This is a genomic window from Pustulibacterium marinum (assembly GCF_900116665.1).
Lineage (GTDB): Bacteria > Bacteroidota > Bacteroidia > Flavobacteriales > Flavobacteriaceae > Pustulibacterium > Pustulibacterium marinum.
Genome location: NZ_FPBK01000011.1, coordinates 1 through 25221, shown reverse-complemented (window position 1 = coordinate 25221; position 25221 = coordinate 1). Strand labels below are relative to the sequence as shown.

The window sequence follows — 25221 nt, the reverse complement described above, 5'->3', positions numbered from 1 at the left end:
ATCACTTGTTTACATAAAAAAATGATAGTATATCACTAATCTTTACTCTTATATTAACAACAACATGACGTTTACGTGGTTTATTTCTAAAATAGAATCAGTTGACTACTCTAATAATTATGAATGGATATAAATAAAATACATATACTTTAAGCGCAAAAATACTAAATCTGACCACAAACCTTTTACTTAGTCTTAATCAATATCTCTTTTAAAATCTCCGATGTATTGAGCGAGTCATAAGAACTTTAAAGATTTATCAAAAACTCTTGATATATTCATTACGCTTTAACCATGGTAAAATCTAGTTCTTTCAAAATAAAAAATAACTATTTTCAAACAAAATAAGTAATTCCCATTTTAAATAATTAAAATCTAATTTTAAACAGGCATTAGCTCAATATATCAGGTAAATCTTAAATATAAATCAAAAAAAGCACAGCCAAATGCTGTACTCCCTACTAATCCAACCATTAGAATATTAAACTAAATAATTGCATCCAATCTCTTATTCATTCTAAATGTATCAATCATTCTCTACCTCTATACGAGAAGTAAACCTTTCATCATCCGACGGAATCACTTGAACAATTACTCCTTCCTTATATACCACACCAAAAACGACTCCGTATTGTTCCAGTTCCACTAAATAACTACATTCACCTTGGGGTAAAGTTCTTTTATAAATTTCTAGACAAGTACTTTTCGGAAATTCTTGATTTATCAGTACTGTTAATTCAGGAACTACTTGCTCATCTTCCAATGGTATTTCAACCATTAACAATGCTCCGAAGGAATTAAAATAGGCAGTTTTGTAATGGAATTTCATTTCGTAAAACCGGGCTACCCATAGTCCTGGAGATTGCTGTGTCCAACTAACCTCTTGTGCCTTCCCAAAGGTATTCAAAAACGTATATTGAACTTGATCCGGAACCGAATTATGGCAAGACTGAAAGAATAAAGCAATCAATACTAACGAGAACCGGTTTTTAAAAAAGACTTGTTTCATTTTGGAAGATTTAAAAAAGAGGGTGATTCTTAACTAAAAAATTGCGAAAAAATAATCACCCTCCGGTATACAACATTTGACCTCTCTCATTTAATATTCTTCTTCATCCTCTTCACCTTCAGCTACATTCTTTTTCTGATGCTGTATCTTACCATCTTGAGCAAGTAATACCTCATAAGATACTTCACCTTTTTCTATTTCAACTTCATAAAAACCACCATCTATGGTTTCTGAAACGGCAGTTTCTTCTATTGTATACTCAGGGAATTTTTCCGAGAGCGTCTTCTTACAGCTTTCCGGAAGGTTCGTTTCTTTAATTTCATATTCAGTTTCCTTCCAAGTACCATCATTTGCAAAATTGGCTGAATATTCCTTTCCTTCCCATATAAATTCTGCTTCCCACTGGGTAGCATCTTCTTTATCCCAATGTGCTTTTTCGGCTGTGGGAAATCGTTCTACAAAAGCATTTTCCACTTTTGAAGGTACTTCCGGATCCGATTCACAGGAAAATAAACATGATAAAATGACCACACCTATAATTCCCGCTATTGAGATTGCCCTTACGCTATTCATACTCTTTATCTTTAGAAGTTAATAATGATTAAAACTACATACAGAATCTAAAGTTCTTCTTAAGTATTCCTGTAAATCCCATTATTTCAAATAAATGAATCAAATTCAACAGAAAAAATGTGTTTATCCTCTTTATAAGAATAGGTAATGTTAAATCCATAGAGAACACAAATACGTTTTACAATGGCCAGTCCAAGACCCGTAGCCCTGTTAATTTCTGATTCTTTATAAAACCTTATAAACAATTTATCGGGATGATGAATTGGATTTTTTCCATAGTTGGATACGACCAATTGATGTTTGTCCAGTTTAACCGTTATAGGTTGAGAACTATAGCTATACTTGATAGCATTGGAAACTAAGTTGGAACAGAGTATTTCTGCTAGGTAAACATCCATGGTTACATCAGGGGTTGCCTGAGAAAAATAATCAATCCTAACGGGTGAAATTTCAGAGAGATTTGCAATTAATTGTTCTAATATGACATGCAAATATATTGGCTGTATCTTCAGAAATTGGTTATTTTCAATTTTGGTAAGCAAAGTCAAGCGCTTATTTAACTGGGTTAATCTGTAAATGTCACGTTGAATGGATGTGAGCGATTGATACTGTTGATTGTTTAAGAGTCCTTCATTAAGCATATTCTCGATTTTCGCTTGAATAATGGCTAAAGGCGTTTGCAATTCATGCGAAACATCTTCGGTAAATTGTTTCAAATTGCGATAATCAGCTCTTACTTTTTCTGTGAGTACCTCTATTTCACCCCCTAATTCTGTGAATTCCAATATATCGCTATCCACAGTCTCTATGGGGAATTCAGCATGAATAGAAAATGCTTTCATGGTCTGTAAATTGGCAAAAAAAGGCTGCCAAAGTTTGGAACTTGTCTTTTGATTGAAGTAATACAAAAAAACAAACATGATCAAAATAATAATGATATAACTTACTACAATAGCAAAAAGCACTTCGTCCGATTCCACAACTAAAGTCCTCGTCGAAATCTGATAATATTGACCCTTGATTTTTTGATAAGATATTAATTCGCGAAAGGTTTCCATTTCTCTTTGAGAAGGATCATAAATGATCGTATCTTTTAGTATTTCCGGTTTGTATCCTGATACCTTTCTAACTTCTACCATTGGACTTAATTGTAAATCCAAATCTTCCTTCTCTAAAACAGCTGAAATTCTGGCAGTTGTGGAATACAACTCCTCCTCCTCTTCCCTTTGCAACAAATTATTTACGTAGAAATACAAAGCTGATGTACTTAAAATCATCAATACCAAACTTATCTGAATAAAATTTCCTGAAGCTTTGCGTATCAGAGGTATTTTTTTAGCTGCTTTTTTCATATTAATTCGTTGCGACAAACCTATAACCACTCCCATAAACGGTTTCTATGTACTTTGCCCCGGAAGTGGTTAGTTTTTTTCTCAGATTATTGATATGTACATATATAAAATCAAAATTGTCAACCAAATCGCTTTGATCACCCCATAAATGTTCGGCAATCATTTCTTTGGATAATACTCGTCGTTGATTGGTTATAAAAAACAACAACAGGTCATATTCTTTTTTGGTTAAAACAATCAATTCCCCCACAACATAAACTGTTTTCGCCAGTGTATTTACGGTAATTTCATTACATACAACGGTATGGTTTCCTCCGAATTTTCCCCGTCTTAGGACAGCCTTAATCCGGGAATTCAATTCGGCCAAATGAAAAGGTTTGGTCAAATAGTCATCGGCTCCCAAATCCAATCCTTCTAATGTATCCTCTAAAGAATTGTTGGCTGAAATAATAATAACAGCCACTTCAATTTTGTCCTTCTTTAACTGCTACAATACTCTGAGTCCACTACCGGTTATTAAATTAATATCCAATAAAACCAGATCATAGCTGTATACATCAATTTTATACAGTGCCTCTAAATGATTGGAAGCTATTTCACATAAATGACCATCTCTGGTCAGATACGTAATAATTGAATTTCTAAGTTCTACTGCATCTTCTGCAATCAAAATTTTCATAGGTTCTCTTTTAAAAATATGATTCCCTTAAAAAAATTATTTCAAGCTATAGCTGCTAAAATATATTTGATTTTTAGGATGTTTTCCTGTTTACTCAGTTCTAAGTAGTTTTTCCCAAACTCTGTGAAGTATGCATGATCTTGTAAGAAGTTTAAATTCAAGGTATGCCATTGAACATCATCATACTCCTTGTTCCAAACCTGCTTCCACTCCTGTCGAAGCAGCATTTGCCAAAAGAAATAGTCGGTTCCTCCCAAATGGTACAAATCGGCATCACAAAGTATCATTGCCATTAAGGAATTTGGTCTTTGTGGCATTTGTGTGGCCATTATACAGGATTCAATATTCGCTATCGAATCGGCAGGATAATTCTCTGATATTAAAAATTCGTGTGCTATTCGAACACTTTCCTGTTCGTGATTCTCCGGAGAAATAACATATCCTATATCATGAAACCAAGCTGCTATGATCAATTCTTCCATAAGCTTGGCTTCCAATTCAAGACTTCTTCCAAGTCCTCTTACATGGGAAACCACTGCCCGGGTATGCATGATATTATGAAATGAAAATTCTTTAATTGAAAGCTTGCTAAAACGATCGGTTACATATTCAGCTACTTTTTCTATCACATCAGTTGTCTTCATGATTTATTTTAGAGTCTGTTTGTAGTTAATTTTATGCTTGGTATAATGGATTTCGTAATAGACCCCCGTCGTACTGTGTATCTTTTCATACACAATTCGGGAAGCATCATCTACCATTAATTTCACTGAATTTTGAAGTCTATCCGGTATTTCTTCAAAAGAAATTGAGGTTTCTATGAGTAATACCTTTCCCGGGTTCCATTCCAAAGAAAATGTGTCTTCTCTCCACTGAAACTTCGCCTCATAGGATGGATTTACATCCCAATCCCGTTGAAAAGAAATGGATGGTCGATCCTTTGTATATATGGTTTTTCCGGTATGAATAAGCAACAAAACTCCTGAAATCCCCATGGCTATATGTCCTATATTGCGAAACAAACGTTCGGATATGTGAGGCAATATATAGGTAATGGTAAAAGAAGAAACCACTGCCGCTAGTGCTATCAATACTCCAAATCCAAATGCCTTGATGGTAAATAATCCCATACTGGCATACAGTCCGATTTTAATCAAATGTAAAATGATATCGTTGGCTGCTCTGGTGGCTACTACTTCTTCTTTGCTTAAACCATAAGTCAGGTAAAAACGATTAAATAAAAGTCCTGTTGCTCCGGTAACTCCACTGATAAAACCGGCTAAAACGCCAATTATCAGCAACCTATTTTTGGATTTCTTACGGATGGTTTCTGGTCTATCTTTCTTTTGAGAAGTCAAAAATTGTTTCAGGTTCAATAAGAGAAAGAACCCCATAAAAAACTGAAGATATATCGGGTTAATGAATTTTAATGCCCATACTCCTAACCAAACTGCTGGCAATGCTGCTGGTACATAATAACGTACAATTTGCCAACATATATTTTTTCTAAAAACATACAATCGGGAAGCCGAACTGGTAAAGGTTCCCAAGGTAAGCGCCGGAGCTATTTGGGCTCCCGGTAATACACTTGATAGCAAGGGAATCAACAATAAACTTGCTCCTCCCCCACATACGGCGCTAATCCAAAAGGAAATCAACGTACCCAACAATATCCATACAACCATCCACATACATCAAAAGTTTATATTGTTTTTAAAAATTAATGACCGCCGCCAAACCCAACTGTTCCCGATTATAAAATGGAAGTACCATGGCTTGCATAGTTCTAGGTCGGGTTTCGGTATATCCATCAATGGGTTTATACCCCGTTAATAGCTGATCAATCTTCGGATATAACCAGTATGCCAGTTTTACACTGAGAATACCGATACCGGCTCCTGCCGAGACATCTGTAAGCCAATGCCTTTTATTATAAACTCTCAGATATCCGGTTCCTGCCGCAATGGCATATCCGGTAATTCCATACCAAAGAGATTCGTTCTTATATTCCTGATAAAGAAATTCGGCTCCTAAAAATGCCGTAGCGGTATGCCCAGATGGAAACGAATTGTAGGTAGAGCCATCCGGCCGTTGTACATGCGTTATTTTTTTTAGACTTAACACAGTACTACTCATAATCAGATATGAGGTAGCCAGTACAATCGTTCGGTCTTTAAAACTATGTGCTCCCTCAACGCCTATCAAATTCAATCCATAGACACTCAAAGCAGGTACATATTGTGAGAAATCATCAATCCCTATTTTTTCACCCCCATGATGTTCCTCCATCTCTTCTCTAATCTCAAGATTCAACGATTTTAGATGGTCATTTTCGAGTCCTGCAGCTCCGTATCCGATCAAGGTAACCGGAATCACCAAAGATTCCATGGAAAAATCGAGCATCGATTCATGATAAGTATACAGAGAATCTCGACTCTTTGTTTGAGCAAATCCAGGACTTACCAAAACACTTGTTATGACTAGTAAACTTATAACTCGACACCTCATAATTCTCTCAATTTGTAGTCAAAACTAGCTTTCAATTTTGAATTAAATCTGAATTGATTTTCTTACGTATCAGATTTCACTTTTATTTTCAACTAACCTTAACTGGTCATACAAAGAGTTGATTTTCATGATATGAATTCTAGAAATTCTAAATTTCTTCAAAATTGTTTTTCTAACTTACAACCATGAAAATACTGTTAATTGAAGATGAGCCGGGAATCGTAAAGAGTATCAACGATTACTTTAAATCCAACGGAGTACATTGTGAAAATGTAACCACAACAAGCGATGCTCTGGATCGAATCGGTATTTATGAATACGATTGTATCTTACTGGATTTGATGTTGCCGGATGGGGATGGTTTTGATATTTTGAAAGAACTAAAGCGACTCCATAAAACCGAAGGGGTTATCATTATTTCAGCCAAAGAAACGTTACAAACACGTATCGAAGGATTCCAATTGGGCGCTGATGATTACCTGACCAAACCCTTTCATCTTTCAGAACTTCTTGTTCGAATGCAAGCCTTGATTCGCAGAAAAAACTTTCAGGGTAATAACCTGATCGTCTTTAATGAAATAGCGGTTGATGTCATGGCTAAAACGGTTATGGTACATCAAAATACATTGGACATTACCAAAAAAGAACTAGATTTACTCCTTTATCTAATCGGGAATCAAAACAAAGTTCTCAGTAAAAGTGCCATAGCCGAACATTTAAGTGGCGACATGGCGGATATGCTAGACAATCATGATTTTGTGTATGCTCATATTAAAAATTTAAAAAAGAAACTCACCACAGCCGGGGCAGATGATTATATCAAAACCGTTTACGGCTTGGGATATAAATGGCAACATGGATAAAACCAAATTATTAAATAAAACCACCCGTAGCTTTTTATCGTATGCCATTGTAATCCTACTGGCCTCAGCTCCTGTGTTCTATTATATATCTGAATGGTTGTATGTATATGAAACCGACGAAGTTCTTATTTTTCACAAACAAGATTTTGTAAAAAACAGCCGTTCCAATTTTTCGGAAGCCGAACTACAGGCCTGGAACAAGTACAATCACAATATAGAAATCGTTCCCGATATGGGAATTCAAAAGGATTCCATTGTCGGAATTTCTATTTTTGACAGTACTTCTCAGGAAAAAGAACCTTTCCGAATACTCTATGCCCCTGTTACGTTAAACGGCAAAAAATACACCTATATTGAGAAGAGTAATCTGGTAGAAATGGAAGGAATGGTTATTAGTATTGCCTTGATGTTTCTATGCATCATCTTCGTACTTTTTATCGGTATCATCTATATTTCCAGAGCATCTGCCGTTAAAATATGGAAACCTTTTTACGATACACTTCATAAAATACGTGCCTTTGAAATTGATAAAAACCGTGAACCTCACTTTGTCCCAACCGATATTGCCGAATTTGATTCTTTAAATAAAAGTATTGAAAAACTTATTGAAAAGAATACTTCCATATACCAAAGTCAGCGTGAATTTGTTGAAAATGCGGCTCATGAATTGCAAACCCCGCTAACCCTTTTCCAGACCAAAGTGGACATCCTTGCGCAATCGGAGGGATTATCTGATGAAGCCACAACTCTTATTGATTCCCTCAACCAGGATATTGCTCGCATGAATCGTTTGAACAAAAATCTTTTACTGCTCTCCAAAATTACTAACGATTCCTATCTAGAGAAAGCACGGATCAATATCAATATACTGTTGGAGAAAAATCTTGATTTCTTCAAAGAACAGGGAGCATCTAAAAATCTTTCTATAGAATTAGATCTCCAAAGATCCATGTACCTTACTACTAATACAACCTTAGCCGAAGTACTCATCAACAATCTATTTATGAATGCTATCAGGCACAACTTACCAAACGGGAACATTTATATTAGTACAGATGACCGTCAACTTATTTTTGCCAATAGCGGATCTCAATCTCTTGAGCATCCTGAAAAACTCTTCAATCGCTTTTCTAAAGAAAATCCTTCTTCACAAGGAAACGGATTGGGGCTTGCTATCATCAAACAAATTGTTGAAATTAATGGCTGGGATATCAACTATCTTTACAAGCATGAACTTCATTATTTCGTCATTTCATTTCAGTAAATCAATCGGTTACTTAACAGCATACTTCCCTCTACCATATTAAATCAACAATAAAATCTATTACTTTTTATAGTTGATTCTTCCCGTATTATATTATAACCAAAATTAAACATTGTGCTTACTAGTCTGATTTAGTACCATACAAGTAACTTCACTCACGTATATAAAATTCAGTAAAAATTCAGAATTGGTATTCAAATTTGTTCCAAAACATGATTGTGAACACTTTGGAGACCCAGCATTTTTGTTCCCAAGTAAGGAAGCCATTTTTAAGTAATAACAAACAATCCTCTCTAGGCTTATTGTATGGTCATATTATGATACCTGCTAAAACAAACAGCACTCTTATGAGTACTTTGATATCTACAATCACAAAACATCTATGATCAAGATATCTATCCCCATATTCAATAAAATGCCTCTCGGCCTTATCAAAACTTCTATCACTTGACCTAAATCTTTATTAAAACACAGATGTATAGAAAACAACAAACAAAAATGTCCACCACCACACTTAACAAAAATCTCAAATTAACACCTATATTTTTTTTGATTCCAATGTTCATCCTCATAGCATTGGCGCTTTACTTGCATAGCAAGAATGCACTTTCTAAAGAGAGTTATATTCACATTCAAAAAGATACTTTTATTAGGCTTAATTTTCATTTATCTCAGTTTCCCCGATTAGCCTATAACCTAACACAATTTGGAGATACACTTATTGTGATATCCTTTTTAACTTGTCTCTTATTATATGTTCCAAAAATCAAGGAACCTCTTATTTTAGCATCAATCATCTCTGCTATATTTTCAATTTCGCTTAAAAAACTGTTTGCCGTTCCACGACCTCCCTCAGCATTAGACCGACATGATTTTGTCATCATCGGCAAAGCGCTCACCGGACACAGTAGCTTACCTTCCGGACACACCATCACTGTTTTTACCACTTTAACGGTACTTTGGTTCGTATTTTTTCCCAAGAAGATTACCTATAAAATCGGATGGAGTTTAGGTCTATTGAGCATCGGAATTATAGTAGCTTTGACTCGAGTAGCCATTGGTGCTCATTATCCCATTGATGTAATTTCAGGAGGGCTTATCGGATATATTTCCGGGCTATTAGGTATTTTACTTGGTAGTAAAGTTACCTTTTTAAATCGCCTCCATCCTCAAAAATACCATCCCATACTATTAGTATTATGTATCATTTGCAGCATTTTGGTGCTGAACAAAATCGTACAAGAACATCTAATTATATATAATTTGACATTGATAAGTTTAGCATTCACCCTTTACAAACTAATCTTTACGTATTATGTTTACAAGAGATATTAAACTAACTCATTTTGTTTTACTGATGAGTTCCATCAATTTTTTATTCTTTCATTACCCTTTTTTCCAATTTGTATTCGAACATGTAGCCTATCAGACTTTTAACGGAATTCTCTTAATTACCAGTTTGGTTATCCTCATGCTAATAGTTAATGCTTTTGTCTATTATTTATTCTTTTTCTTATCGCTTTATGTGGGCAAATTTTTGTTGGTTATAACCTTTATTATAAACTCTATAGCAGTTTATTTTGTTAATACCTACAGCGTTATTATTGATGAAAGCATGATAAGCAATGTACTGAATACCAATTTTGAAGAATCTAGCAGTTTCTTTTCCTTTAAATTAATTCTATATATTTTGTTTCTCGGTGTACTCCCTAGCATTTATATCATCAAGGCACAAATCATCAATGTACACTGGAAGAAATTTTTAATTACTTCTTCATTAACCCTACTTTTTATTGGAGCGTTAGCCTTTGCCAATGCCAGCAATTGGCTATGGATTGATAAAAACTCCAAAAGATTAGGAGGCCTTGCGATGCCATGGTGTTATTCGGTGAATATTTCCCTATTCTATATTCATAATCATCAAAAAAATCAGAAAGAAATTCTTTTACCAAAGGCCACTATTAAAAATCAAGAAAAGTCAGTGGTAGTACTGGTCATCGGTGAGTCTGCCCGTAAACAAAATTTTTCCCTTTACGGCTATTCTAAAAATACCAATCCACTACTCTCTAAAACTCCGAATGTATTTCATTTTGATGCCACTTCCTGTGCTACTTATACCACAGCAGGCGTAAAGTGTATCTTGGAACATACAAATACCAGTGATCTTTATGAAATATTACCAAATTATTTATATCGAAATGATGTAGAAGTCGTATGGAGAAGCACCAATTGGGGAGAACCACCCGTTCATATTGAAAAATACCAAAACAAAGAAACTTTGGCTAGTAAATGTACAAGAGATCGTTGTGGTTATGATGAACTTCTACTTCAAGGGTTAACTGAAGAAATAAAGGCCAGCTCAAAAAATAAAATTTTAATTATATTACATACAAGCACAAGTCACGGGCCAACCTATAATAAAAAATATCCTCCCGAATTTGAAACGTTTTCACCTGTATGCAATAGTGTAGAATTAGCTAATTGTACGCATGAAGAACTTATTAATGCGTACGATAACACTATTGTTTATACCGATTATCTCTTGCACAAAATCATCGAAGATTTAAAAGGATTAAAAGAGTATAAAAGTACTATGATGTTTGTTTCTGATCACGGAGAATCCTTAGGTGAAAAAAATCTATATATGCATGGTTTACCCTTAAGTATTGCACCTGCGGAGCAATATGAAATTCCATTTATTGTCTGGGTATCCGAAGGATCAAAACACTTAAAATCTCAAAATAACCTGTCACAAAATCATGTATTTCACAGTGTCTTAAATTTTCTTGATATTGAAAGTCCTGTATATAATGAAGAGCTTAGTATTTTTAAAGACTAATATCTAACAACATTTATTATTATATACCTTCTCCGTCACTTCCTGTCCAAGCTCTAGCGCTTACCCTTCCCATGAGTTCCACCAAAGTTCCTTTAGTAAGTATGGCAGCTACCTTAGGACTAATCCAGTATGAGCAATCAAAAAAAGTAGTCTGCTCGATGCGCTCTCCTTGTTTGTTTCGATAACGATCATTAACGGCAACCGAAAAGTTCACTACCTGTTTGTCTTTTGGGGTGGTATGCACCTGTGCATCCCGTGTCAATCTTCCTGTAATGTTCATGATTTCAAATTTTTAAAAGTTCTACAATCCGTTAAAAAAGTCAGTGTAATTATTCGGTAATGAGAGGAGGTGCTGAAGTTTTGTTTCTTGCTGTTTCCAATACCGATATGTGTGATTTTCACTACTGACATTTTTTTTATTCGTTTAAAGAGCCGGAGTATGCTTTGTTTTGTTTCACGAGCAGATAAGGTACGTGTGAAGGCATGGCAAGGTTTTGCATAACAAATACGACCTGCAGAGGTGGAGATTTGTGGGCAAACTCGTTAGAGTCTGACCTTGCAGAAGCCTTACAACACGGAAATACCTTTGCGCTTGAAACGAGATAAAACCGCATACAGGCGCTTGGATAAAAAAATGATGGAAGTCTTGAAAAGCTATAGTCAGGAAGATCTATAGATTAGCAGGCTTAGAAGATTCTAGTGAACCTTAAATGAACAAATAAAAATCTTGAATACATGGTAGATTAAATCAGTTATAGTATACGTAACATCATCCTAAGAAGATGATGTATTAAGTTAACGGTATTAAAGCAAAAAAAAGAGTACAGCTATCCACTGCACTCTCTTTGATTCCCTATCCAAATTAAATTATAGGAATGTGTTTTATTTTTTAGATTCCTCTAAAGAAACCTTACGGAATTCTTTCATCAGCTTGGTAAGCTCTAAGGTTGCCTTACGAGCACGGGTACCTGCGGCTTTGTTGCCATTTTCAACTTGTAAGGATGCATCTGTTTGAAATGCCTCAAATTGCGCTTGAATCTGCGCTACTAAATCTTTCATCGTATTTTTCATTTAAGTATTCGATAGGCTAAAATACAGTTTCTTTTAAATGTATATCTTTCTTATTATACTAAAAAAATACCCCATAATCATATGGTAGATTCTAACCTATTAAACCTCAGTTCTCAAACGTTCTGAAAATAACAAATCATATCAATATCATTATGTACTACCTTCTAATGGAATTGAAATTCCCTGCTTATAAACCTATGACAGCTACAAACAGGGAAATACATTCTTTTAAAATATACGTTACTTAGTCTTTATCTAAAATTATTCCTCACCGGAATTCATTGCTTTCATTAACAAGGTATATGCATTTTTAATCACAAGTTTGGTTTGTTGATTAATTCCGGAAGCGGTAATCTGTTGTTGTCCATGTTGACTAATTCCTGCTTCCACTTTCACCATTTCAAAATCTTGTGCCCCTATTTCTTTAAACACATAAGAATCGCCTCTCCATTGTACTACTGCTTCAGAAGGTACAGTGAGTCCTGAATGATTTTCAATATGTATCTCACCATTGACAAATAATCCCGGATAAAACACCTCTGTACTACCACTAATCACTGCAGTTACCTCTGCTGCATGATCTGCATTCAAACTATGATTGATATATTTGATCACTCCTTCATAATGCTCCTCTGTAGCCCCATTGCTGTAAACTTCCAAGGATTGCCCTACCCTTACATTAGGTACATCCTTTTCAAAAGCGTCAAATACTACCACAGTTTCTTTCATTGCTATGATTTCAAAGAGCTTTTCTGTAGAAGAGATATATTTCCCGGTATTGACACCTACCATAGCTACCAAGCCATTTACCGGAGCTCGTAAAGCTACCGAGTTGTGAATGGTATTGGCACTTAATGATTCCGCAGTAATCCCTACCAGGGCTAACTTTTGCGCTAAGGCAGTCATTAAAATATGTTCGGTTTCTCTTTCTGTGCTTATCTGTTCAAAAAGTTTGTCAGAGGTAGCCTTGTTTACATTCAATTCTTTTTGTCTGTTGTACTCTTGAACCGCTAACTGAAACTTCTCTTTAGCTGTTAAATAATCCTGTTGTAACTGTAGCAACTCCATCCCTTCAATTGTAGCAAGCACCTGCCCTTTGGTTACATGCATTCCTGCCATCACTTGGGTTTCTTTGATATATCCTTGCAAAGGAAAACTAACATCAATCTTATTTTGTGGTGGTACAGTAACCAATCCCTGTAAGATAACTACTTCGTTCAGTTCTGTCACCTGAGCAGTTCCTATTCGCAAGGCTGCATTTTGCATTTGTTCCTTAGCTAAATGAATGGTCTTAGGCAACGTTTCCTGTTCGGTTACTCCTGTTGATTCTTTAGAGGGTGTTTCTTGCTCCTGACATCCAACACTTGTTAATAAAACTCCTATTATTAAACCTATATATTTTTTCATGATATTTTATCTATTCGTTAAAGTTAATACACGTATCACCGCCTGATTGTAACCATTCAGTGTATCCAGATATTCATTTTTAATAGTAATGGCTTGATTTACTACTTGTACCCATCGCAAATAATCAATATCTCCGTTTTCCAATTGGCTATTGGCAGCCTCTATAATGGTTTGGGCATTCGGGAGACCCACGGTCTCAAAATAGGTCAAGGCCTCTTCATATTCCGAAATAATCGTTGCTGCATTAGACAACTCGGTTTCTAATTCAATTTGTAGTGCTTCCGAAGCGGTAACAGATGCTTCATAAGAAGCTTTAGCAGCTTTGTTCTTAGCCTTTTGACTTCCAAAAAATACAGGAATTTTAATCCCTGCAGTCAGGTAGCCAAATCTATTTCCATTATCATAAAACACCTCATTTCCCGATTGATCGGTTTGGTATCCATTAATTGTGGTACTATTATACCCTACTGTAATATCCGGTAGCAAACGTGCTTGTTGCGTTTTCCATTCCCATTTAGCAGCTGTGGCTTGGTACTTGGCTTGCTGTACCATAGGCAATTCTTCGATCGCTGCCAATTTTTGAGTATACGGTATTTTTCGTAAAATGGTTTCGGGCACATATTGAACACTATCGTGCAATATGCTATTAAAAGAAGTTAAGGTGGTTTTGATGTCCATATGCACCAAATGTAATTGATGAATGTACTCCTGACGGGCAGATTTTGAAGCACTACGCTCTAATATATTGGCCTCCCCTACCTTAAAACGAAGTTCTGATTTAGCCTCCATCATTTGATAAATGCTATCTGCATACTCCAACAGCGCTTCTTTTTGCACTAACCACACATAGGTGTAGTACAGTTGACGTACCTGTCCTTGCAGCTCTTGCTTTGCTAAAGCTGTATGCGCCTGTGCTGCCTGATAATTGGCTTGCAGTGCCTTTTTTTGACGTGTATATACCGTAGGAAAACTAAAATCCTGACTGATTCCAAATCGGGTATCCGTATAGCTACTATTGAAACGTCCATAATCTGCATCAATGAGTGTTTTACCGATATCAAATCCTGATTTACTCAGCTCATACCGCGCCTCTTCCCCTTTGGTAACTGATGCCAAATGCTTGTTATGAGCCGAAGCAATAGTCACTGCCTCTTCTACGCCAATTGAAATGGTTTCTTGTGCTTGTAGTTGTGCAGTCCCTAAAACAAAAAGAATTACTGATATTCCTGATATATACTTCTTTTTTTTACGTAAGGATACCTTGGTATGATAACTCATTAAGTAAATAGCCGGTAATACAAAAAGAGTCAATAAGGTAGCAGTGATTAACCCTCCAATAACTACGGTAGCTAGTGGACGTTGTACTTCTGCCCCGGCACCGTTACTCAAGGCCATTGGCATAAAACCAAGTGAGGCAACTGCTGCGGTCATTAACACCGGACGTAATCGGTTTTTGGTTCCCGTAAGTATCACTTGTAACGGATCGGTAATGGCTCCTTTTTTACGAATTGCGTTAAACTCGGAAATCAATACAATTCCATTCAATACTGCTACCCCGAACAATGCAATGAATCCTACCCCGGCAGAAATACTGAACGGCATATCACGAGACCACAAAGCAAATACTCCGCCAATAGCAGACAACGGTATAGCTGTAAAAATAATTATCCCTTCTTTCAGTGACTTAAAAGCAAAGTATAACAACACTAAAATTAATAACAAAGCCACCGGTACGGCAATTCCCAAACGGCTCTTAGCCTGCTGTAAATTTTCAAAGGCACCACCATAGGTAATATAATACCCTGTATCCATATTTAAGTTGGTTTTTACTTTTTGTTGTAATTCCGTTACAATACTCTGAACGTCTCTCCCCCGTACATTAAACCCTACGATAATGCGTCGTTTGGTATTTTCACGTTGTATTTGATTAGGCCCTTCCACTTCCGATACTTTCGCTACTTGGTATAGAGGTATTTGTGCTCCGGTAGGAGTTGCTACTAATAAGTTTTTTACATCATCAATACTCTTACGTCCCTTGTGCTCCATACGAACCACTAAATCAAAACGTTTTTCTCCCTCATAAATATTCCCGGCAACCGCACCTGCAAAAGCTGCGTTCACCGTTCGGTTGATGTCTTGCACATAGAGGCCGTACTTGGCCATTTCTGCCCAATTATAGTCTATAACAATTTGTGGCATCCCGGTCACTTTCTCCACATACCAATCGGCGGTACCTGAAACGGTTTGACTGATAGCGCCTAATTGTTCCGCATACGAAGCCAATTTATCCAAGTCTTCTCCATAGATTTTACATACCACATCTTGCTTGGCTCCTGTCATTAACTCATTAAAACGCATTTGCACCGGAAACTGAAATCCCGTAGTCACCCCGGGTGCAACCCGTTGTACAGTTTCAGTCATTTTAGAAGCTAACTCCGGAAATGAATGCGCACTGGTCCACTCGGTTTTATCTTTTAAAACAATAATCATGTCTCCTCCTTCAATCGGCATGGGATCGGTAGGTATCTCAGCACTACCAATACGAGAAACCACCCGTAATACCTCCGGATATTCTTTCTTCAATTCTTTTGAAATCGTCTGAATACTATGGACCGTTGTAGATAAGTTTGTTCCTAACAGAAGTCTGGTTTCCACGGCAAAATCTCCTTCCTCCAATTGTGGAATAAACTCACCTCCCATTTTACTAAACACAAAGATAGCTGCACACAATAATACTACAGCAATCCCCACAATAGGCTTGCGCCTTTTCATGGCCTTGACCAATACATTTCCATAAAATCGTTCCAGTTTGAGCATCACACGATCGGAAAGGTTTGGTTTCTTCTGTATTTTTTTACTGATTAACAACGAACTGATCATAGGAACATACGTCAACGACAAAATAAAAGCACCTAAAATGGCAAAAGCTACCGTTTGTGCCATCGGTTTGAACATTTTCCCTTCAATCCCCTGCAATGAGAGTATAGGCAAGTACACAATTAAGATAATAATTTGTCCAAATACAGCTGCATTCATCATGCGAGAGGCCGAACCTGACACCTCTTTATCCATCCGGTGCTGATCTAGACGCTCGATTCCATGATATTTATCCGAGCTATGTAAATGATGTAAAATAGCCTCTACAATAATCACAGCTCCATCAACAATAAGTCCAAAATCCAGAGCTCCCAAACTCATTAAATTACCACTCACGCCAAAGGTATTCATCATAATAATGGCAAAGAGCATGGCTAACGGAATGACCGAAGCCACAATAAAGCCGGCACGTAAATTCCCTAAAAAGAGTACCAGCACTAATACTACAATTAAAGCGCCTTCTACTAAATTCTTCTCCACCGTACCAATGGCATTGTTTACCATTTTTGTACGATCTAAGAAAGGTTCAATCACCAGTCCTTCCGGTAGTAATTTTTGAATCTCAGCCACCTTTGCTTTCACATCATCAATGACATTATTGGCATTCTCTCCTTTGAGCATCATTACAATACCTCCTACTGCTTCACCAATATCATCAGTAGTCAACGCTCCATAACGAATGGCCGAAGAAAGGCTCACGGAAGCTACATTCTTTATCAGAATCGGTGTTCCTACCTCTGTGTTTTTAATGACAATATTTTCGATATCGGGAATGCTTTTCGCAAGTCCTACGCTTCGAATATAGGATACGGTAGCTCCTTTTTCGATATAAGCACCTCCTGTATTTTCATTGCTGCGATGCAGAGCTTCAAACACATCGCTAATGGTTAAATTCTGAGCCTTTAAACGCGCAGGATTCACCGCTACTTCATATTGCTTTAATTTTCCCCCAAAGGTAGAAACGTCCGCAATACCGGGCGTACCTAATAAATTTCTACGTACTACCCAGTCCTGAATAGTTCTTAGTTCGGTTAACGAATATTTCTCTTCATACCCTTCAGTTGGTTTGAGCACGTATTGGTATATTTCTCCCAAACCTGTGGTTACGGGAGCCATTTCCGGCAGATTACTATTCTCATCTATGGATACTTTTTTCATCCGTTCCTCTACCTGCTGCCGAGCCCAATACACATCGGTATCTTCTTCGAAAACAATGGTCACTAATGACAACCCGAATCGGGACATACTGCGACTCTCTTTTAACTGAGGAATGTTACTAATGGCTTGCTCAATAGGAAAGGTGATCAAGCGTTCTACATCTTCTGCTCCCAAGGATGAAGCGGTGGTTATAATTTGCACCTGATTGTTGGTTATATCAGGAACTGCATCGATAGGCAATTGAGTTACTTCATATACACCATAGCATACCCACAGCAATATAAAGCCTCCAATTGCCAGTTTATTTTTAACTGAAAATTGAATGATTTTATCTAACATAATATATTTAGTTTTGAATACAAATTCGCGTAGCCTATGAAAAAATCATGGCTATGCGTTTTACACAAAAAATATATTAGGCTATTGGTGGGCGAAACAAATCCCCAAACTGAGGATTTTGATACAGTATTTCTTTATCGAATATAGACAACTTTGATGTAAAGCTATACGTGCTTACGGTTTGATGTGTCACATTTATAAAGGGTAATACCAATTGATATGTACTATGATCTATCTTTTTAAATGGTAATTGCATATCCCGATCCTGATCATTGTCATTCAAATCATGGCCCCAATAGTGCAATGCTAAAAAATCATAAAAGGTAATGGAAGTATCGCGTTGCTGATGCTCTACAAAGTGTTTCACTAACGTAGGTACTTTTACAAACTGTCCAAAAAAACAATTGTTTTGAACAATTAAAATGGTTAGTATAAGAAGACAACACTTTTTCATCTTTCAAAAATACCTGTACTTACCCACACTTACAACCCTCACCATCATTTTTAATAATCTGAAAATTTTCATTCATAATGGTAGCAATAAATTTAATAGAATACTAAAAAACGAAATCATATTTTTATGATTTGACAAGTGCTATTGTATAACGCAATATTACCATATTCACGACAACAACTATCGTTTCCGACTATATACAGATTCTTTAAAAAGTAATCTTCATACTCCGATTCCCCATTACCTCTCCTACTTCCAATTGCAACTCCTCATGAGCCCCAAGAACGGTTTTAGGTAAGACCAATACCCAACGACTTTCACCTCCTGCAACTACCGTTTCAGGCTCCAAATACCGATACGAAACCGGTAACTCCAACTCTTGATACGAAGATTTCTTCCCCTTCCTGCCTCGACTCACAAATACACGCACATCTCCCACCTTAAAATCAATTTCGGATTTATTCTTTAGCGAAATCACCAAATACATCTCCTCTCCAACGTACTTCAATTCTTCCAAGCGCAATCGCAACTTCTTACGCCTTCTAGTCTTCACCTTACCTGCATGGTATTGCAACAATCGCTCACAGGTACTATCATACTTTTTCACTTCAGACCTACTCACCCCATGTTCAAAAGTCTGTACTTTTAAATCCGGTTGTTTTTCCTTGCCTATATGTTCTGGTTCCAAGACTTTGTAATAGGTTTGCTCCAATTGCCCTTTGTAGGCTAACGTATAGCTGTAAATGGTTCCTGAAGTCGTAATCACAAACAAATTACTCTCTACGCCTTCCGTTCCTTGCACCAATCCCATATACTGTCCGGACTCTTTGTTATAGGTAAACACAAAATGTGCATCCCCCACCACTGCTTGTCGTATGGGCTCCGGAAATACCAACATCACTACCTGATGTGCATTCACAAACAAGGTATCTATCTTTTCCGTGGCCTGTGCTTGCAACGCACTTCCCATGCCTATCATTCCCAATAGTATTTTTAAATAATTTTTCATCATCATCTTTCTTTTAATTCAATTGATTTCAATTCATTTTTAACACTTATAACTCCGGTTTTAAAATGAGCTCATACCCATCACTCACCGTTACTTTCACCTTTCGGTTGTTTTTCTGTACTAATTGCTGTAAGAAACTGGTACGCACTGGCATGGTCGGGATATTGATATCGCCTATGGTTTGTGTAACCGCTTCTTTGGTGGCTTCTGCCCGAAACGAATTCACCGTATAAATCCCTTCACTCCCATCCTGCTTATCATAAGCTTTGAGACTCACTTCCAGTGTGCCGATATGGGTAATATGCAATAAAGTTCGATTGGGCTGAAAAGACACAAACCCATACAACCGTGTATACCGCTCAAACACTTTCCCACGTACCCTAGCTGATTTCATCAATTCCAATTCCAATCGATACTTGCTCTGCACGGTTTGGGTTCCTCGTACTTTCACATATAACAAAGCATCTGTATCCGCTATCAAATCCATATTCTCCAATTCCACACCTGTAAACAAGTGTTCTTGTTGTTTGGCCAACTCCTTTACAAGCTTGTCGTTATCTTTCTTATCATAATCATCTCCATCACTTTCTCCACGTGCTTCTTTAAGCCACGTAATTTGAGGTACTTCTTCCTTATCTGCATACCCTGTATGCACAACAGAATCATTACCATCAGCAACACCTTCCCCTACCACGGCTAAAGAATCTATGGTAATTCTCATGGTATCGAGTTGTTTATCATCATACACGCTAGGCGGTGTAAACTCCCGCTCGGGTTCCAACGCATCTACCGCTTCTTTTTTAGTAGCAAACTCAGGTTTCGATGTTTCTAATTCCGGTACTGCTACCGTTTCCACTTCAGCAGCGTCCTCATCCTCCATCCCAAACTTCCAATAGGCATAACCAGCGATAAACAATACTACCGAACCGATGAGGCCTATAAACACTAGTTTTTGTTTTGTCATTTTCATCTTAATCTTCATTTAAATTAGCTACTTCTTCCTCGGTTAACTTGCGTAACGATTGTTCGTAATACTCGGTGAGTAACAGTCCATGGGGATTCTCCGGAAAACTCCGATCCACGCCTATGAGCTTTCCGGTGGTCACCAGTTCATAGGTATCGGTAACCGTACCTCGTTTGATTTCAAATAGCACCACCGTCCGAAAACCAAAGGGCACTGTCTCACCATCAATTTCTGAACGTACCGACAACACTTGTTGTACCAAGGAGTATTGTAACAACCGATTGTACACCCCTTCGGAACGTTTTTGCTGATAGACTTCCGATACGGTCTGATCTCCCAACCACAAAGCCTTCTCGATTCGCTTTTCATAATTCCCGGCTTCCAGTCCGTAAAACAATCGGTGGAACTGCTCCAATTGTGCCAAGGCTTCTACCTTGCTGTACTTCCTGAGTTCTTCCAATCGCAACGGAATCACCGCTCCTTCCGGACTTAATACAAAAGCTTCTTTTTTGGATTGCTGTACACTATATACCACAAAACCAACACTTCCCAATACCGTCACAAAACTTCCAATGACCAAAGCCAATACAATCCAGCGATGCTTTTGCAATACGTCATAAATCGTAGGATATGGATTTTTCATAAGCACTTCATTTTAAATTCATTTTACATCATCATTTCTCAAACCTATAGACTACAACTAAAACCCCTTAACCTCCAGTAAACAATCGTAGTGTAAAACTGTGCGCTTTGCGATACAGTTTGAATTTTAGCAGTACAATAAAACCTATGGAAGCAAATTCGATCACCGGAGCAAAAAACTCCGAACCCCAATCACTGCCAAACAGTTCTGTCCAAAACTCGGTGGTAATCTGCGTGTAGAGTTCATTCACAAACACATTCACCAAAAAGAAGGCCGGTACCAACATATACACTCCGGCATAGAGTCTAAAAAAGTAATACGCCATCCCTCGAAACTTTTCAAACACCGCCATACTAATCACCAGTGGAAAAAACGCTTGCATTATGCCTAGGATAAAATACCGCTCTGCTAAAAACAGCGGATAAATAAAAATATCCAACAGCCACAAAATCACGCCACCTATAAAAGCCAATACCTTCAATCCATACAAAGGAGTTACCAGCGCATCATACAATAAGGCTAAGGCTTTTTTAGCTGCCTCAATCGCCCCTACGTCCTGTTCGATATCCACATTTTTCATTTGTAGGGGCAATAAGGCAGGTGCCGTGTCTCGGTATCGGTGTTCAATACTCACCAGCACATCATCAAAAAAACCTAACACCTCGGAAGAAAAAATAACCACTAACACAAAGGCAAAGTTTTTAAAAAGCTCACTAGGTGACAATCCCCAGGTATAGCCATCCTTCACCGCCACACCCTCAGTATACTTTTTCACAATGTTTACCAAAAAGAAACCAACGGCCAGTGTTTTCATGCCTGTTAAGGTATATTCGGCAAAATCACTGTCTTGTATCACCGCAAAAACGGCATCTACATATTCCAATCCGATACTCATCAGTCCTCTGCTTCTCGATTATTCACCTTGTCTTGTAATTTCCGAAAGGAAATAATCTGCTTATACCTACGGGTTTTAGCCTCGACTTCCGCTACGCGCTCTCGTGACTGCTGCTCTTGTTCTTGCAACACTTCTGCCCGTTGTCCATCATCCATCTTTAAAAAATCACTGGAGAGAATCTGCTGTACATAGTCCAAACTGATTTGTGCCTGATCTACAATCGACTGAAATGAGGCGGTAATCCTCCCAGCTTCCTCCGAAGTGATATAAGGCGAACTTAAAATCTCCGACAAATCATTCTGCACCAATTGCTGCAGCTCTTGTTGGTTTGCAATCAATCCGGATACCGCATCCAATTGATTGAGCACGTTATTCACTTTCTCTAAATTCTCTTTTTGCTGTTTTAAAAACTCCACGGTCTTTAAGAGTTGAGAAGTCTGTTTGGCAGATTCAATGAGTTGCTTGGCCAAACTGATAAAATTGGTATTGTCATACACCGGCATCCCCTGGGAGGTAGCACCTCCCGGCAATAACAACAATGCGATCACCAGCCAAGCACCGAGCCAACTTCTTATAACTCCTTTTGTATTGTTATATAGTATCTTCTTTACTGCATTCATCGTACTTCATTTTAATGGTTATTTACGTTCTCTTAAGAAAGCCTGAATGGCTTGTTCCATGTTTCCCGTTTCTTGGTATAATTCCAAAATTTGTTCGTGTTCGGCTCCATCGGTCAAATACGCTGCATATACTTCCGGCGGTACTTCCAACCGAAAGATGTTACTCTCCTTGCCGATCTTTAAAAAGAACTCGGTATACTTTCGGTCTCCGGTGAGATTGTTGCGTATGGAATGCAGTTGATTCACATCATGGGATGAGAGCTGTAAGCGCTCTACCAATTCCCGATAGCCTTTTTCATTACGCAGACTATAAATCACCTGTGTATTTTCTAAAATACTCGCTGCGGTAGCATTGGCCGGTAATTGATTAATGGATTGGAGTATAATCCCGATGGCTCCATTTTGTTTTCGAATCGCCTGGTAATAAAACTCCACACTTTCCAGCACATTGGGAAACTTCAATTGCTTGGCAAACTCATCAAAGAGAATGATTCCCCGCTCGGAACGATTCCGCCAAATGGTTCGTTGGATAGCTGACTTAATCAGCTTTAACATCACCGACAACACTTCTTTGTTATCCCGTACTTCATCCAATTCAAAAATGAGTAGGCGTTTATCCTCCAACGTAAATGCTTGCGTATCCTCTACCTGAAACAGAAAGCTATAGATCCCTTCCCCTACATATTCGGAGAGCATGTGCAAAAAATACTCCCGATCAAACTCCCGTGAAGAGAGATGCAAGGTTTCCAACAAGTCAGTTCCTTTACCTTCTACAAACTGATACAAGGACTCCAAACTATGTCCCTCAGTAACCTGATGATAATACAGCCGTAGGATCTTTTTTAAGGCCACTTCTTTGGCTTTCTGAGCTCCTACCTTCCAGGCTAAGAGTTCGGCGATAAACACCGTTAAATCCTCCAAACGCTCGGCAGTCATGACCTCCGAAGCTTCTTTATAAAAAGGATTGATCCCTAAATTTTTTCCCGGTTCATATTTGAGTACCAAATGTTCCTCCGGATACAATTTGGCAAACTTATCATAGGAACCGCCCAAGTCAATGATCACCAAGCGTACCTGCTGCTCATACAATTGGCGCAGAATATGATTCGCTAAAAAGGATTTCCCTTCCCCAGTCGGTGCAAAAATCGCAAAGTTCCTTGCTTTGATCCGTTTCTTTTTGGCATCCCAGACATCTTTCAGTACCGGTAAATTGTACTGCCGTTCGTTCATATAAATCCCGGCATTGTCCGAGCGATAATTCGAGGTATTCATATACAAGCAGAGCGCTTGTTTCAAATCCACCACATAAGCATCGGACTCGCTAAAGTGGGTGACATGACAGGGATGGGAATTCAAAAAGTAATGCATCCGCCCTTCACCTACCGGATAATACGGACGGATATCGAGTTCCTTTAACACCGCTTTGATTTTCCCTCGTATCCGTTCCAGTCCACTGGTATCGCTATCCCAATACAACACATTACAATGCCCCCTTACAATACGAGAACTCTCATCATGATTGATCTGATGCATGATCTCCTGTAACTTCTCTAAAATCACTTTGTTTTGGGTGCCAAAATTCACGCTCTTTTTCAGCTCTGTAATGCGCTTTTCCAAGAGCTTACGCCAATATTGCTTGTCATCTAAGTAAATGATTTGATTCACCACATGGTTTTCATTCAATGCTAATCCCAGTCCTTCTAAAAAGCCTTGATGAAACTTAGCTTTATCTGAGCTGAGTTTTTCATTAGGCATACTGGTGGCAACTGTTTCTCCAAAACATGTCTCATTATTAATGGCCAAAGCTTCAAAAAAACGATCGCCCACCCGCAAGTTATTACCTTCCCGAACGATATCGGTATCTAGCTCTTCATACAAACCATTAAAATAGGTTTGTGTCCATTGCCACAATTCAGCACTCTCCATAGGAACGACCTGCAATTGCCGACTGTTATTTAAAAACGTAACGGCATCCCGAACTGCATTTTGAAACTCCAATACCTTCCCTTCCATCCCTACAAAGCGATCCTGCTTCGGTACCACAAACGGATTGCTCCACCGATTACTCGGAAACTTCCCCGAAGCCGGTCGAACAAAAAACAAGTAGGAAGTATGCGCCAGATATTCCCGTCCTTCAAAATAATCCTGTGTCGCCTTTTGTAAAAACGTATGACCATCCTTATCAAACTGAAATCCCTTTTGCTGATAGACGTCTTGTCGATGGACAATGGTTCCAATCGGCAGCGTCTTTAGCGCCTGAAACCATTGGCCGTGCAACTGCTGATAATCACTTTCCGATAAGGCATAGATTTCCGGTAGGATCACCCGATAGCCAAGGACTAAATTTCCATTGGCAGCATACACCAAATTACGGTCCACGTCTAAAATCGGAAACTTCGAATGAATCTCAAGTCTTTTCATGCCCTAACCGTATGTGCTGATTCGATAGCTCTCTAGGAAACACGGTTCCCAAAGAGAAGTGTAATTTTCCTTGTTGGTACTGTAACAGTCCCACATACAAACCAACATTCAAGAGGAACAAGCCTAAGATCAAGCCCACTCCAAAGGAGAAGATCATGAGCAGCAACGACACGATCACAGCAATGAGTTGCACTGCAAAAAATAGCAGTGGTAAACCTAAGAGTTGTGCCCTCTGACGAATAGCGGTATAGGTAGTAAACTGTTTCATTACACCAC

General features: G+C 37.9%; 22 protein-coding genes and 2 pseudogenes. 4 read left to right on the top strand and 20 right to left on the bottom strand.

Annotation, left to right across the window (positions count from 1 at the left end; all coding sequences use genetic code 11):
* Positions 1–526: 526 nt before the first annotated feature.
* The 8 genes and pseudogenes from BM383_RS13575 to BM383_RS13545 form a co-directional block, all read right to left on the bottom strand.
* The gene (locus BM383_RS13575) at positions 527–1009 is read right to left on the bottom strand and encodes a hypothetical protein (RefSeq protein WP_093025690.1); all 483 of its coding nucleotides are present in this window, start codon (positions 1007–1009) and stop codon (positions 527–529) included.
* Positions 1010–1099: 90 nt separating this feature from the next.
* Positions 1100–1582 carry a PepSY-like domain-containing protein gene (locus BM383_RS13570; protein ID WP_093025689.1) on the bottom strand — a complete coding sequence of 161 codons (483 nt, stop codon included), beginning with the start codon at positions 1580–1582 and terminating at the stop codon, positions 1100–1102.
* 86 nt (positions 1583–1668) lie between these two features.
* A complete protein-coding gene (locus BM383_RS13565) occupies positions 1669–2934 on the bottom strand; it encodes a sensor histidine kinase (protein ID WP_093025688.1) in 1266 nt (421 codons plus the stop codon).
* Between the two features lies 1 nt (position 2935).
* Complete coding sequence (locus tag BM383_RS19125) at positions 2936–3184, bottom strand: helix-turn-helix domain-containing protein (RefSeq protein WP_394331595.1); 249 nt, start codon at positions 3182–3184, stop codon at positions 2936–2938.
* Between the two features lie 105 nt (positions 3185–3289).
* A pseudogene (locus tag BM383_RS19120) lies at positions 3290–3613 on the bottom strand (response regulator transcription factor); the annotation flags it as partial.
* 41 nt (positions 3614–3654) lie between these two features.
* Entirely contained in the window at positions 3655–4257 is a 603-nt protein-coding gene (locus BM383_RS13555) for an HD domain-containing protein (RefSeq protein ID WP_093025687.1), read from the bottom strand.
* Positions 4258–4260: 3 nt separating this feature from the next.
* The gene (locus BM383_RS13550) at positions 4261–5304 is read right to left on the bottom strand and encodes a sulfite exporter TauE/SafE family protein (RefSeq protein WP_093025686.1); all 1044 of its coding nucleotides are present in this window, start codon (positions 5302–5304) and stop codon (positions 4261–4263) included.
* 22 nt (positions 5305–5326) lie between these two features.
* Positions 5327–6121, bottom strand: coding sequence for a phosphatase PAP2 family protein (locus BM383_RS13545; RefSeq protein ID WP_093025685.1), 795 nt, complete (start codon positions 6119–6121; stop codon positions 5327–5329).
* 185 nt (positions 6122–6306) lie between these two features.
* Here BM383_RS13545 and BM383_RS13540 point away from each other — a divergent pair, with 185 nt between their 5' ends.
* The 4 genes from BM383_RS13540 (at position 6307) to eptA (ending at position 11087) form a co-directional block, all read left to right on the top strand.
* The gene (locus BM383_RS13540) at positions 6307–6984 is read left to right on the top strand and encodes a response regulator transcription factor (RefSeq protein WP_093025684.1); all 678 of its coding nucleotides are present in this window, start codon (positions 6307–6309) and stop codon (positions 6982–6984) included.
* On the top strand, positions 6932–8248 hold the full coding sequence (locus tag BM383_RS13535; protein ID WP_245766588.1) for a sensor histidine kinase: 1317 nt from the start codon (positions 6932–6934) through the stop codon (positions 8246–8248). The genes BM383_RS13540 and BM383_RS13535 overlap by 53 nt, the downstream gene beginning before the upstream one ends.
* Positions 8249–8806: 558 nt before the next feature.
* A complete protein-coding gene (locus BM383_RS13530) occupies positions 8807–9583 on the top strand; it encodes a phosphatase PAP2 family protein (RefSeq protein WP_218157943.1) in 777 nt (258 codons plus the stop codon).
* Positions 9564–11087 (top strand): phosphoethanolamine--lipid A transferase EptA, encoded by a 1524-nt coding sequence (gene eptA, locus BM383_RS13525; protein ID WP_093025682.1) that lies wholly within the window; start codon positions 9564–9566, stop codon positions 11085–11087. The genes BM383_RS13530 and eptA overlap by 20 nt, the downstream gene beginning before the upstream one ends.
* Before the next feature lie 28 nt (positions 11088–11115).
* Here the strand turns inward: eptA and BM383_RS13520 are convergent.
* The 12 genes and pseudogenes from BM383_RS13520 to BM383_RS18860 all read right to left on the bottom strand — a co-directional run.
* Positions 11116–11367: pseudogene (locus BM383_RS13520) on the bottom strand (single-stranded DNA-binding protein); the annotation flags it as partial.
* A gap of 602 nt (positions 11368–11969) precedes the next feature.
* A complete protein-coding gene (locus BM383_RS13515) occupies positions 11970–12146 on the bottom strand; it encodes a histone H1 (RefSeq protein ID WP_093025792.1) in 177 nt (58 codons plus the stop codon).
* A 273-nt stretch (positions 12147–12419) separates the two neighbouring features.
* On the bottom strand, positions 12420–13565 hold the full coding sequence (locus tag BM383_RS13510; RefSeq protein ID WP_093025680.1) for an efflux RND transporter periplasmic adaptor subunit: 1146 nt from the start codon (positions 13563–13565) through the stop codon (positions 12420–12422).
* A gap of 6 nt (positions 13566–13571) precedes the next feature.
* Positions 13572–17939, bottom strand: coding sequence for a CusA/CzcA family heavy metal efflux RND transporter (locus BM383_RS13505; RefSeq protein WP_093025679.1), 4368 nt, complete (start codon positions 17937–17939; stop codon positions 13572–13574).
* A 76-nt stretch (positions 17940–18015) separates the two neighbouring features.
* Positions 18016–18393: a hypothetical protein gene (locus tag BM383_RS13500; RefSeq protein WP_093025678.1), complete on the bottom strand. Its 378-nt coding sequence runs from the start codon at positions 18391–18393 to the stop codon at positions 18016–18018.
* A 208-nt stretch (positions 18394–18601) separates the two neighbouring features.
* Positions 18602–19402: a DUF4138 domain-containing protein gene (locus tag BM383_RS13495; protein WP_177229130.1), complete on the bottom strand. Its 801-nt coding sequence runs from the start codon at positions 19400–19402 to the stop codon at positions 18602–18604.
* Positions 19403–19448: 46 nt separating this feature from the next.
* Complete coding sequence (gene traM, locus BM383_RS13490) at positions 19449–20372, bottom strand: conjugative transposon protein TraM (RefSeq protein ID WP_177229129.1); 924 nt, start codon at positions 20370–20372, stop codon at positions 19449–19451.
* A gap of 1 nt (position 20373) precedes the next feature.
* Positions 20374–21009 (bottom strand): conjugal transfer protein TraK, encoded by a 636-nt coding sequence (locus tag BM383_RS13485; RefSeq protein WP_093025675.1) that lies wholly within the window; start codon positions 21007–21009, stop codon positions 20374–20376.
* A 67-nt stretch (positions 21010–21076) separates the two neighbouring features.
* Complete coding sequence (locus BM383_RS13480) at positions 21077–21904, bottom strand: hypothetical protein (RefSeq protein ID WP_093025674.1); 828 nt, start codon at positions 21902–21904, stop codon at positions 21077–21079.
* On the bottom strand, positions 21904–22407 hold the full coding sequence (locus tag BM383_RS13475) for a conjugal transfer protein (protein WP_245766596.1): 504 nt from the start codon (positions 22405–22407) through the stop codon (positions 21904–21906). The genes BM383_RS13480 and BM383_RS13475 overlap by 1 nt, the downstream gene beginning before the upstream one ends.
* 135 nt (positions 22408–22542) lie before the next feature.
* Positions 22543–24945, bottom strand: coding sequence for a TraG family conjugative transposon ATPase (locus BM383_RS13470; RefSeq protein WP_093025673.1), 2403 nt, complete (start codon positions 24943–24945; stop codon positions 22543–22545).
* A partial coding sequence (locus BM383_RS18860; protein WP_093025672.1) for a hypothetical protein occupies positions 24932–25221 on the bottom strand: 290 nt, incomplete at its 5' end. The genes BM383_RS18860 and BM383_RS13470, both read right to left, overlap by 14 nt.